Below are 12,524 nucleotides of genomic sequence, written 5' to 3'. Positions count from 1 at the left end.
TTACTAAAAAGGTTACAGGCTATTTCATCGCTTTGTCAATCCGACGCAACAATAATTGGTAATGATTTCTGGTTTCCAGCGAGGGATGATTTATGTTCTTTTCCAACAGGTTCTTGGTTTTTAGCAACATCCCGTAATAGATGTGTGACACGGAAGGCGAAGTCGTGTAATTAACGGCTTGCAGGAACCCGAATCCGCTGACCTCTCCGTTGTCGTTAGCTTCTTGAGGAGCGGCATATTCAAGTGCGGCGTGTCCGTAATCCTCGATGCTTTTTTGTTTGATATATTCGGGAACTTCGATCGCTTTGAAGGCGTCTGTAATCCCGATCGTGATGCTGCCGCCGGAACCGGAACCGCTACTTTTGCTGATTAATGCGGAAACGAAAGCGTCTTGTAACTTACGATCTGCCACTTGGGTTTTTCCGCCTTTTAGTGTTGTAGCCCACACGAAGTTATAAATCTCGTTCAGGTATTCTTCCGGGGTATAGGGATCTTTATCTGTTTTTGCCACGCAGAGGGGGAGTTTGCTTACCCCGTCCACGATGCGGGAAACTACTTCGGATTGGATGTCCGAACTCGGGGAACCGATAAGCGTGAAATTCTTCAACAAATCTTTATTTTCGATCCAGTCGATATCTCTCACTTGTGCCATCATGAATTGTAATGCTCGTTTTTGTTTCTCTTTCGGCACGGCTTCATAGCTCGGACGAGGATCTCCCTCGTATCTTTCCGTCAGGTAAATACCGCCGATATTGGCATACACGTGATTCAAGTATCTCACGTATTGTTGTACTATCTCGTTGTACAAAGAGAATCTGTGCTTGTAGTCTTTGTCGCTGTCGGTAAACCAGTTATTCAAGTTCGACAGGATGTATTTCAAATTCTTGATACCGTATTCGGACGCGATCATGGCGTCGTCGCCTAAATCTTCGGACAGAGAGCTAGGGTCATAATGTGTCCAGATTTGTTGTTTGCCGTACCTGTACATCGGGTCATCGGCTTTTTTGCGCACCCATTGGTTTAATGTTGTCGTTTCCTCTTCGGGAGAGTTGGCGTCTAAAAGCGGAGAATAACTCCATTTGATGAGGAAATAATCGTATTCTCCCAGAATCGGCGGGGTTAATTTCACGCCTCTTTCTTTATCGCCGGGTTGTGCGACATAATTGAAACGGGCGTAGTCCATGATGGATGCCGTGGTACCGTACCTTTGTGTAAATTCGGGATCTCTCAGTTTTTCGACCGGAATGGAAGCCGAGGCTGCCATGTTGTGCATGAAACCAAGACAGTGCCCCACTTCATGACGGCTCGCGTATCGAATGGCCTCACCCATAACTTGCTCGGGGAGAATCTTGTAACGTACATCCGGATCAGCCGCGGCGGTATGGATAAAGCGCCAGTTGTACAGTAAGCTGATCAAGTTGTGATAGATATATACCGATGCGTTAATGATTTCTCCTGTTCTGGGGTCTGTCCATGACGGTCCCATCGCGTTAGCCATCCATGTCGGGGCATAACGTACGCAGGAATATTTCAAGTTGTCCGGGTCAAATTCCGGATCGTCTTTCGGGAAATCCTTGGCGATGATAGCTTTTTTAAAACCGATTTTTTCAAATGCCAGATTCCAGTCCTCTACTGCCATGTGGATGTATTTTTTCCACATATCCGGGAAATTATCGTCGATGTAGAAAACAATCGGCTTTTTCGGTTCCACGAGTTGTCCTTTTTTGAAGGCGATCTCGTCCGATGGTTCCAGTCTCCAACGGTTGGCGTAAAAAACATTAACAGCCTTGTTGTCGGTGTTCGTGTATTGGATTTTAATGGTCGGGAATATTCCCACTCGCGGATCCGCGATACGGGGTCTCGCTGGGATTTCCGGCAAGAGTACGATACTCCGGGTTGCTACTACCGTAAGCGGTTTTTTGTATTCGTAATAGTTCTGTCCTCCGCGGATATCACACTCGTAAGAGAGGTGGCTCCTCACGAGGACATTATCCTCGAATGCCTTGATTTCCCCGAGGAAAGATTTGTCTTGCTGGAAGCGGCTGCTTCTGACCAGATATCCCCCGTAAGTATTGGCACCGTAATCATCGATCGGTTCGAGGTCTTTGTTATCACCCACGAACAATTTGGTGATATCGAAGACCACCGCCGTACTGTCCGGGTTGTAGGCTTCAACCTTGTAAACCCCGATAATAGCCCCGATGTTGGCTTTCTCGATGGCATTGGCAATGTTTTTATCTTCAGGGCGTGTGATCGAATAATTGAAAATTTGCCTTAATTGAATCGTGGAATCGATCATGGTAAATTGTATGTGCAACGGCTCTTTGGGTTTTTGTCCCACGATGGCATCCCCGTTATCACTGATTTCCGTTACGGTCGATCCCAGTAACATGTCTTTTCCCAAAAGTTGAAGGGGAAGTTCAAAATACAATTTATTATCGACCCGATGTAAATTGATGAGTCCTTTTGCTTGTGTGTGGTCTTTTTTAAAGAGCTTGTCGTAAGCACTTTCTTTTTTGACAGGAGTTTTTGCCGTTTCTTTCTTTTTCTTTCTGGCAGAAGCCTCTGTTTCAGTTAAGAACGCTACTGTGAAAAAACAGAGCAATAATAACAATTTGTACTTCATGGTAATTTTTTTAAGTTTTTACATACGTGTGATTTATGCACACAACACCCGAATTGATTCGTGTTTCGAATCAATAAATAATTAATAATAAGCTATTTAATTTGTATTATTATATCCTCATAATAGTCACTGTTCGATCTTTTACCTCAAATTTTACATCAGCGGTCAGTTCCAACACGCGGAATGCTTTTGTGATATCGGCATATTTGGGAATGAAACCCGTGAAGTGGTAATCTTTAATGGTTTGATTCGTGTAGAACAGGTTCACATCATACCACCTTGCCAATTTCATCATGACGACTTCCAGCCGTTCGTTGGAGAAATAAAATTTATCATTTTTCCACGATATGGCGTTTCTGGCGTTTGTTTTTTTGATGCTGATGTCGTCCCCGCTTATTTCGAGGGCTTCGTCGGGTTTCAGTTTATAGTTTTTGTTTGCTTTTTTAACTTGTACACTACCTTCCAGCAACACGACCCGCGACACGTCATCATCCTTGTAGTTGGATATATTGAAACTTGTACCGAGTACCTGTACGGCAAAATCTTTTCCTTCCACGATAAACGGGTGTCGCTCATCCCGACTGACTTCAAAATAGGCTTCTCCCTCGAGATACACCCGGCGTTCGGATCGCGTGAAAGTAACCGGATACCGGAGTTTGGAATCGGAATTTAGATGTACTTTCGTCCCGTCCGCCAGCATGACGCTGTATTCTCCCCCTCTGCCGATAACCAAGGTATGGATATTATCCGTTTGGGCGGTTGTATTCTCGGGTGTTCCGGTTTGGTAATATAACGTGGCAGAATCATTCCGGTATTTTGTCCCGGAATTATCCGTTAATTCAAGTTGGCAGTTCTTGTGCAATTGTATCTCTTCCCGGTTCGACACGATGAGGGTGGCTTTGCCCACTCCCGGTTGAATCGGTTTCATGGCAACTACATCTTTTGGCTTTATTTCCGTGCGGCTTTCTATCCGGTAAATAAAATAGGTACCGAGAAGAAGGAGAATGGTTGCCGCGTACCCGAAATAGCGGGATACGCGTCTTCGGGGAAAGGAAGTCACGTGTTTCCATGCCTTGTCCGTGTCAATCGTTTGTTTCAATCGATATTGTTCCAGTATATAGTTTTCGTTTTGTATACGAACGTATAATTCTTGGTTTTTATTCGATTGTTTCAACCAATTGGCGAGAAAGAGTTTTTCTTCTTCCGTGATTTCCTGCCTCATCTGTTTCAAGATCAGTTCGGAAATTTTCTGTATGTCGGATTCTTTTCTCATTTTATGGCGTCTTTTATCCTTAAGACAAAAGAATTGAACCCGCGGGTGACAGAGGGTATTATTTTTTCGAAGATTTTTAAAAACAAGGAAAAATAATGACTAATAAGGGGAACAAGTCTTTTAAATTTTCTTTCAAGAATTTGCGTGCTCTCAGGCGTTGGGTTTTCACCGTGTTTTCTGAGATCTGAAGGGTTTCGGCAACTTTACAAACCTCCATACCGTCGATGTAGCTTAGTTTGAAGACCTTCCGGCATTCTTCCGGAAGTTTCTCGATGGTACTGAATATTTCTTCCATAATCTCGCTTTCGATTCGCTGAAGCAGGTAACTGTTTTCTTCATAGACTTCTTGCTCGAAGTCTTTCATTTTTTCAGTGATATATGCTTGATGCTTCAAGTGATTAATACAAGCGTTATGTACCGAACTGTAAAGGTAGGCTTTGAGTGAGTTTATTTTGTTTATTTTCACCTTTTTATGTAACAAGGTAATGAAAACATTTTGAACGATATCCTCGGCCTCGTCAAAATTATTCAAGATGCGGTTGGCAAAAAGACATAACGCGGGATAAAACGTGGTAAACAGTTGTTTGCTACGTTCATCTGTCGAGAATAAATGCATGTTAGTCTCTTCCTCCATCTCTTTTTGTCTTTTTAATCTTCATTGTTCACATACCATCCCTACATTTGAGACAAATAATATTCACCCGCGGGTGACAACGGTTAAATATTTTTTTCAAAATCGCCTGTCAGAGTCTTGCCTTATAAATTGAAACAATCATTCGGGGCAAAGTTAGAATATTTTGGGATATATCTCTATTTTTGTGTTTTCAAACGGACAGCATGAGCAATTGGTTACGGAAATACGGGCGGCATTACTCGGAAACGGTTAAGATAGGCGTGCCTATCGTGTTGGGACAGCTAGGGGTTGTCGTGGTCGGGTTGGTGGATAATATTATGGTGGGACATTTCAGTACGGCTGATCTGGCGGCTTCCTCGTTCGTGAATAGCGTGTTCAATATCCCGATTCTTTTCGGCTTGGGTTTCTCATACGGGTTGACTCCTTTGATCGGGCAATTTTTCGGTCGGGGGAATAAGTTCCGGGTAGGCGGTCTTTTGCGCAACAGTCTGTTGGCTAATTTGATGATCGGGGTGTTGCTCTCGTTGATCATGGGAGTGGTTTTCTTGAATGTTCATCGCATGGGACAGCCGGAAGAGTTACTGCCGCTCATTCGGCCTTATTTCCTGTTACAGTTAGCCTCGTTGGTTTTCGTGATGATGTTCAACAGCTTCAAGCAATTTGCCGACGGCATCACGGACACGAAGACTTCCATGTGGATCATGCTCTCCGCCAACGTGCTGAATATTATCGGGAACACGATTCTGATTTACGGGACTTTCGGGCTTCCGGCACTCGGCTTAACGGGAGCGGGAATATCCACGCTGGCATCCCGGGTATTCATGTTTGTCGCGTTCGCCGTCTTGTTTTTCCGGCGTTTGTCCTATCGTCGTTATTTGGTGGGGTATCGTCGGACAGCGTATAATTCGGGAGACTTGCGGGTGCTGAATCGTATGGGAATCATGGTCGGTTTGCAAATGGGGATGGAAACAGCGTTATTCAGCATCAGCGGGGTAATGATCGGTTGGCTGGGCACGGTCGCTTTGGCGGCGCATCAGGTGGTAGCCTCTATATCCACCCTTGGATTTATGGTGTATTATGGTGTCGGGTCTGCGGTTTCGATACGGGTAAGTAACTTTTACGGTAGGGGAGATATCGCGAGCGTGAAACGGGCAACCATGGCGGGAATCCACTTGTTAGCTTTGTTGGCTTTGACCGTTTCCATATTCTTCCTGTCGGTACGGGGACATATCGGACTGGTATATACTTCATCGGGAGAGGTGGTAGACTTGGTTGCCGTGTTGATGGTGATCCTCGTTTTTTACCAATTCGGCGACAGTCTGCAAATTATCTTTGCCAATGCCCTGCGAGGCGTTTCGGATGTGACTTCTATGGCTGTCATTTCCTTTATCGGCTACTTCGTGGTCGCTTTGCCCGTTTCTTACATTTGCGGCTTCGTTCTGGATTGGGGTATTGAAGGGGTTTGGACGGGTTATCCTCTCGGGCTCACCCTGACCGGCATTATGCTCTGTTGTCGTTTTTATTACTTTATCAGGAAGAAAAATTTGAAACCTTTTTCCCCAACCTCTCCCTGATTTCCTTGTACCCTTTCTGTTTATCCGAGAAATGTACCGTGTTAATGCCGAGAGCCTGTGCGGCTTTGACATTCGCGGCAAGATCATCTATGAATAGTGATTCTTCCGGTTTCAAGTGATATCGTTTCAATATCAACTCGTAAATCTCCCTGTCCGGTTTAACCATGTGTTCTATCGCCGAGATAATCTGCCCGTCGAAATAGTTGAACACTTCCCGCGTCTTGAGATACTCGTAAAAGTCGAGCGACATATTGGATAGACAATACAGTTTGTAGCCTTGCGCGGACAATAGCCTGATTAACGCTTCTGTTTCGGGAATCGGTACCAGCGAGCGTTTCACGTGTTCCACGAAAGCATCACATTCTTTGGCGGATATTCCGGTGAGCACGGATACTTTGTTCACGAGTTCTTCTCGCCCGAGAATTCCTTTGTCGAATTGAGTCCAATAGTCTTTGAAGAATCCCTTGTTTTTGATGTTCATGATCAACATCGGATTCCCTTTAAATGAGTCGATTACTCGTTCACCGTTCCATTCGACTACCACTCCTCCTAAATCAAAAATAATGTTTTTCATAATCGGCTTATATTTTATTTTACTTTAGAAATCAACAATTATGCCAACAGAGGGAAGTAATGTCCCCGTGTCATTTTTTATATATCGCATCAGGTAGTGCCCCGGACGATCGGGGTCTACCCGGTAGCTTCCGTTCGCGTCCTCTTCCGGGACAAGGAGATCGGGGCTTTTCGTCTTGTGGTTGTATATATTTTGTATGTCGGCATACAAGATAAGCGACCATTTCTTGAAATAGAAGCTCCGGTCAACCCGAATATCCAGTTGATGGAACGAGGATGCCCGTTCGCTATTAAAACGAGAGTAATCGAGATAAGGTTGCTTCTTGGCATCCCACGCTACGATCAGTGAACTCGTTTCCCGGTCGTAAGGAGTGAAGGGAGCCCCGTTTGTGTACCTCCATTTCATGCCGACATCCCAAAGCCCCAGTTTGCGGGTGGCGGTGAGCGAAAAGATATGACGGTTGTCCCAGCTACTGGGGATATACTTGGATGTCGGGTGCAAGTTGTGATCCATCTGTTTGAATTCCGAGTAAAAATAGGTATAGGCGGCAGAAGCCACGATGCCGAAAAATTCTTGTGTGCGTATCATGAGCTCCACCCCGTATGCCCGTCCCTCGCCGAGCGACTTCACGGGTTCGTCACCCACGGCAACGTAATCCGTCCCCTTGTTGGCAAGCACGATGCTGTCGGCGAGCGACACGGGATACTTGTCGTAGGTCTTGTAGAAACCTTCCAGCGTGATCTGTGTCCGGGTTCCGGGACGGTACTCTATTCCCGCCGCGTATTGGTTCGTGGCGATATATTTCACCCCGTTCCGTTTATTGACGAGCTCCCCGTTTTCGTCCGCGTATCCCATGGTCGTGTAGGAAGGCAATTGATAGTAACGCCCCGTACTCGCGTTGACGAACCATTCCGGCGTGAGCGAGTAGGACAGGGAGAGGCGGGGGGAGAACTGTTTCAACGGGTTGCTCATGCCCGACGTGTAACTGTTCCCGTCTACCCGTGCCCCGAACGACAAGGAAAGGCGTTCGAGGAAAAAACTTTTACTGGCTTGTCCGAACAGCGACCATTTGAAAAACTCGAAATTCCGGTCGTAGCGGATGTTTTGTAACTCTCCTCGCGTGTAGAGTTCCCTTTGTGTCTTGTTCTTGTAGGTGGCGTACTCGATGTCTGCCCCGAAATTCAGTTTCACGTTTTGCCTCGTCAGGCGATTGTGCTCGAAGCGGAATTTATTTTCCGTTTCTCCCGAGGTATAGTCCACCAGTTTCGGTTGACTCTTGTCGTTCCGGCTGTACTTCTCGATCTCGTTTTGCAACGTGCTCCGGCTGAGCACGAAAAGATGATTCCAACGCTTCCCGTAATACTTGTACGTGGCACCCAGCGTGTAACTCCATTGCACGCTTTCCGGCAAATAATCGAGCAGGTATTTCTGGTCATCGTCGGGATCTTTCATGTTTTTATTCAAATTATTCACGTCGTAAGCCCCGATACCCAGAATCGTCAATTCGCTTTTGGGGGAAAGATTCGTTGTCGTCTTGAACTGTACGTCATTGTACACCGGGAGAAAAGGCAACCCGATCATGTCGAACAGGAACTTGAGATAACTCCTTCGCGCGGACATGATAAAGGTCGTTTTCGGGGCGAGCGGACCGTCGAGCGATACCCCGAAATCGGTAGCCCCCAGAGTTCCCCGTACTTTTATTTTATCCGGATTCCCGGATATTTGTTTGAAGTCGAGCAACGAACTCATCAAGTTTCCCCGGTCTGCCGGAAAAGCACCGGAATAAAAGTTCACCTCTTTCACGAAATCAATATTCACGATACTGACCACGCCACCGGAAGCCCCTTGCGTGGCGAAGTGGTTCAAGTTCGGTAATTCCACGTCGTCCAAGTAGAAACGATTCTCGCTCGGACCACCGCCCCGCACGATAAAGTCATTGCGGAAAGCCGGGGATGAAAGCACGCCGGGCATGGATTGCAGCACTTTCGATATATCCCGGTTCCCGCCGGGGTTCTTCTCGATCTCGGCAATCCCGATGCGCTGCAAAGACATCGGGCTTACCGCCGTTTTGCGGAAGGGATCGGCTTTCACTGTCACTTGTTCAAGGCTCACCGAACTCTCCTCCAGCTCCACGTTCACCGTGCGCTCGGAAGCCGTGTTAACCATAAATTCTTCCGATAGCTTCGTGTTATACCCGACACTGCTCACTTCCAGTCGATTGAATCCTAACGGCACATTTTCTATCCGGAAATACCCGTTCTCGTCGGCCGCCGTCCCTATGGTCGTTTTCCAGATCACCACGTTGGCAAAAGGAACCGGTTCATTATTTTTACTGTCAAATACGCGCCCCTTCACGATTCCCTTTTGCTGCGCGTGCGCCATCACGGGGACAAGAAATAATAGGGCAAGAATAAATCGAATAACTGCTTTCATCTGTTTAAATATCGTTATCGCGAATGTAGTTAAAATACATCGACTTATACTATATCTTGCCCCGTTTTCATCGAAAAACCGAATCCTGCCGTATACCGGGCTGAAAAATATTATGACATTTTTTCGTAAAAAAAACGTCATAATATTTGGAGTTTGACAGAAAAGCACTACTTTTGTCCCCGTCTTCAAGCCCAGGTGGCGGAATTGGTAGACGCGCTGGACTCAAAATCCAGTGTCCCTTAAAGACGTGCGGGTTCGATTCCCGCCCTGGGTACAAAAAAATCGAAAGAAAACCCTCTGAATCGAATGATTGAGAGGGTTTTTCTTTTGTGGGAAACTTGAAAAAAATGTATTAACGGTATTCGGAAGGGAGTATGGCAATTGGTATAAAAAAAGAGGTTCGTGATTTGACAGCCGGCAATATATCTCTTGGATTATTATGGTTTGCCGTCCCCATGATACTGGGCAATCTATTACAACAATTATATAATATCGCGGATACCCTGATCGTGGGGCAATTCCTCGGGGCAAACGCTTTGGCGGCGGTGGGTTCTGCGTACGCCTTGATGATCTTCTTGACTTCGGTACTTTTAGGGTTGTGCATGGGAAGCGGGGTAGTCTTTTCGCTTCAGTACGGTTCGGGAAATAAGGAAGCGATGAAACGTAGTGCTTTTGTTGCCTTGGTATTGATAGGGGCTGTCACTTTGTTGTTGAATATTATCGCTTTTGTTTGGATTGATCCTATCATGAGATTGTTGCAGGTGCCGGAAGACGTGTACCCGTTGATGCGGGAATATCTGTGGATTATCTTTTGGGGGATAGGTTTCACTTTTATTTATAATTATTATGCTTGCCTGTTGCGTGCCATCGGTAACTCGGTTGTGCCGTTATGGTTCTTGGCTGTCGCTGTTGTGTTGAATATTGTTCTTGACTTGTTGTTTATTCTTTTGTTTGGCTGGGGTGTTCGCGGTGCGGCATGGGCTACCGTCGTCGCTCAAGCCGTGTCGGGAGTCGGGCTCTGTCTTTACGCGATAAAGAAATTCCCGGAATTTCGAATCCGCCGTCAGGATATGCGGATGAAATGGGCGACAGTAAAGGAGATTGCCGTTTATTCCTCGTTGACCTGCGTGCAGCAATCCGTGATGAATTTCGGTATTCTGATGGTGCAAGGTTTAATCAATAGTTTCGGGATCGCTGTCATGGCGGCATTCGCCGCGGCGGTGAAAATTGATTCGTTCGCGTATATGCCCGTTCAGGATTTTGGTAATGCTTTTTCAACCTTCATCGCTCAAAACTTTGGAGCAGGGAAGACGAAGCGTATCCGGGAGGGAATCCGTGTGGCGGTCATTTCGACAATGTTGTTCTGTCTTTTTATTTCCTTGCTCGTGTTCATTTTCGCCCGTCCTCTGATGCTTATTTTTGTCCCCGCGACAGAGTCCGAGATTATCGCGATCGGGGTTCAATACTTGCGTGTCGAGGGGGCTTTCTATTGTGGCATCGGCTGTCTGTTCTTGTTATACGGTTTCTATCGGGGGATAAGAAAGCCGGGAATGTCCGTAGTCTTAACGGTCATTTCGCTGGGAACCCGTGTCGTCTTGGCTTATGTCTTGTCTGCGATTCCGGCAATAGGAGTGGTGGGTATCTGGTGGGCGGTGCCTGTCGGCTGGTTCTTGGCTGATATTGTCGGGATGTGGTACTATCGTAAATGTTTTCACTTGAAATTTCGCGATGTTTCTTTGGAGTGAAAATAGTGAACTTGGAGAAGATTCAATGAAATAAGATATTCTGGATAGTGCTGATGTAGGTTTACTAAAGTTTACGGTAAACTTTTTCAGGACGGGATAACGTGAAGACTCGATGTAAATCAAGAGAGAACACGTGGAGATAAGGGAGTAATAAGGGAACAAAGACGTTTCACCTTCGATACAAAGACGTTTCAAAGACGTTCACGAGCGGCTTTGAACCGGCTTTGAACCGGCTTTGAAGCGGTTTTGTCCCCTATTCTTGACGGGTACACCCCGAAAAATCAGCGGGTTTTGTTTTAAAGAAGATTTTGTGCTCTTGATAAATCTCTTGCGTGTTTCTTAAATAAGTGCAATAATTGTATCCCTATCCCCATTGTGAGCATACGTTCTTTTTTATTTGCCAATAAGTTTTGAGTCCAGTTAAGTAATCCTCCATCACCTATTTCATGTTCTACCCCATTAATAATAATCTTAGCTTTAATTCTAATGCCGTAGTAATAATTATTGTGTGAATCTAATTTGGCAATACGAATATCCAAACCGCTATTTTTATTATAAAATAAGGTATCTGATACCAATTGACTTTTTTCATCATATCCTTTGCAGGGTATAATTTCAAAGAATATATTTTCAAACCCAAAGACTTCTTTGCAGACCTTCTGTGTTATGGCTAAATGTTTATGTAATTCAGTTCTTTCAAATTCAAAACTACCCGTATCCATACCGCACGAAATTAGGCACAAAAGAGGAAAATGAGGTGTAAAATTTGGGTTTGAGAAAACCTGAGTTCTTATAACTCTTGATACATTACCAAAATTATATGTTTTCTCAGACAGTTCATTACTTTTCTTTAATGAAGCATAATGCAAAGCTATTGCATTTGTTGGGTCGGACTGAACTTCCGTGTTTCTTAGTGCTGTAAGAACTTTTTTTTGATTTACTGTTGCCATTACACTACTTGTACCTAATTGAGTAACAGGAGATAACTCAATTAATTCATAGTTGTTATTCGCAATTATTTTACAGCATTCCAATTCTTCCTCTTTAAATTCCAGAAAATCTAATTGTGCAGGTTTAGCCAATTTGTTTTTACTGTATTTACTCAATAAGGAAGATGGTGTTTCTTTTGTGGTACGCCTGTCAAACACCTCTAATAGCAAAGAGTTTAACTCTGAACCACTCAATTTATCGGACAGTATATCAACTATTTCATTTAGATTACACCTGCTAATTATATGTTTTATTGCTTCATCTTTCATATATTCATAATGCTATATATGTATTCATTAAATATTCGTCCTTCTTTTATGACGGACAATTTAACAATTGCCTCTTTCTCAAATCCAATTTTCTCTAATACCCTCATTGATGCGACATTATATTCAAAAATATTTGCATATACTCTATTGATGCCTAATTGATTAAAAGCTATTGCAACTAATTGTTTAACTGCTTCTGTTGCATATCCATTTCTCCAATATTGTTCGCCAATCCAGTATCCTATTTCTGCATTAATTCTATAAACATCATTTTGAGGGATTAAACTACAACAACCGACAAACTCATTTTCAGCATAGATACCGAAAACATCTCCTAATGCCCCCTGTTGTAGCTAATTCAATAAAAGCAACGGCATCATCATGAGTGTATGGATGAGGAAATATG

At 44.6% G+C, this 12,524-nt stretch carries 9 protein-coding genes and 1 tRNA gene; 3 read left to right on the top strand and 7 right to left on the bottom strand.

Annotated features, from left to right (window positions below; genetic code table 11):
* Window positions 1-19: 19 nt before the first annotated feature.
* The 3 genes from L0M98_RS15760 to L0M98_RS15750 all read right to left on the bottom strand — a co-directional run bounded on the left by L0M98_RS15760 (window position 20) and on the right by L0M98_RS15750 (window position 4,533).
* Window positions 20-2,626, bottom strand: coding sequence for a zinc-dependent metalloprotease (locus L0M98_RS15760; RefSeq protein ID WP_227216876.1), 2,607 nt, complete (start codon window positions 2,624-2,626; stop codon window positions 20-22).
* A 109-nt stretch (window positions 2,627-2,735) separates the two neighbouring features.
* Window positions 2,736-3,899 carry a FecR family protein gene (locus tag L0M98_RS15755; RefSeq protein WP_099291133.1) on the bottom strand — a complete coding sequence of 388 codons (1,164 nt, stop codon included), beginning with the start codon at window positions 3,897-3,899 and terminating at the stop codon, window positions 2,736-2,738.
* 76 nt (window positions 3,900-3,975) lie between these two features.
* Window positions 3,976-4,533: an RNA polymerase sigma factor gene (locus L0M98_RS15750; protein ID WP_099291132.1), complete on the bottom strand. Its 558-nt coding sequence runs from the start codon at window positions 4,531-4,533 to the stop codon at window positions 3,976-3,978.
* 203 nt (window positions 4,534-4,736) lie between these two features.
* Between L0M98_RS15750 and L0M98_RS15745 the strand changes: the two genes are divergently transcribed.
* Window positions 4,737-6,107 (top strand): MATE family efflux transporter, encoded by a 1,371-nt coding sequence (locus L0M98_RS15745; protein ID WP_227216877.1) that lies wholly within the window; start codon window positions 4,737-4,739, stop codon window positions 6,105-6,107.
* Here the strand turns inward: L0M98_RS15745 and L0M98_RS15740 are convergent.
* Together L0M98_RS15740 and L0M98_RS15735 are read right to left on the bottom strand one after the other, a co-directional pair.
* Complete coding sequence (locus L0M98_RS15740; protein WP_227216878.1) at window positions 6,064-6,681, bottom strand: HAD family hydrolase; 618 nt, start codon at window positions 6,679-6,681, stop codon at window positions 6,064-6,066. The two genes, L0M98_RS15745 and L0M98_RS15740, sit on opposite strands and share 44 nt — an antisense overlap.
* A 24-nt stretch (window positions 6,682-6,705) precedes the next feature.
* Window positions 6,706-9,114, bottom strand: coding sequence for a TonB-dependent receptor (locus L0M98_RS15735; RefSeq protein WP_227216879.1), 2,409 nt, complete (start codon window positions 9,112-9,114; stop codon window positions 6,706-6,708).
* 189 nt (window positions 9,115-9,303) lie between these two features.
* On the opposite strand from L0M98_RS15735, the gene L0M98_RS15730 reads away from it, so the two are divergent.
* Together L0M98_RS15730 and L0M98_RS15725 are read left to right on the top strand one after the other, a co-directional pair.
* Window positions 9,304-9,388, top strand: a tRNA-Leu gene (locus tag L0M98_RS15730).
* A 100-nt stretch (window positions 9,389-9,488) separates the two neighbouring features.
* Entirely contained in the window at window positions 9,489-10,859 is a 1,371-nt protein-coding gene (locus L0M98_RS15725; protein WP_227216880.1) for an MATE family efflux transporter, read from the top strand.
* Window positions 10,860-11,155: 296 nt separating this feature from the next.
* Here L0M98_RS15725 and L0M98_RS15720 read toward each other — a convergent pair whose 3' ends face one another.
* Both L0M98_RS15720 and L0M98_RS22700 read right to left on the bottom strand, forming a co-directional pair.
* Window positions 11,156-12,118 (bottom strand): hypothetical protein, encoded by a 963-nt coding sequence (locus L0M98_RS15720; protein ID WP_186974720.1) that lies wholly within the window; start codon window positions 12,116-12,118, stop codon window positions 11,156-11,158.
* Entirely contained in the window at window positions 12,115-12,438 is a 324-nt protein-coding gene (locus L0M98_RS22700; RefSeq protein ID WP_227216936.1) for a GNAT family N-acetyltransferase, read from the bottom strand. The genes L0M98_RS15720 and L0M98_RS22700 overlap by 4 nt, the downstream gene beginning before the upstream one ends.
* Window positions 12,439-12,524: the final 86 nt, after the last annotated feature.

Origin of the sequence: Butyricimonas sp. DFI.6.44, from assembly GCF_022132345.1 — a bacterium.
GTDB classification, from domain to species: domain Bacteria; phylum Bacteroidota; class Bacteroidia; order Bacteroidales; family Marinifilaceae; genus Butyricimonas; species Butyricimonas muris.
This window is presented reverse-complemented; position numbering and strand designations above follow the sequence as displayed.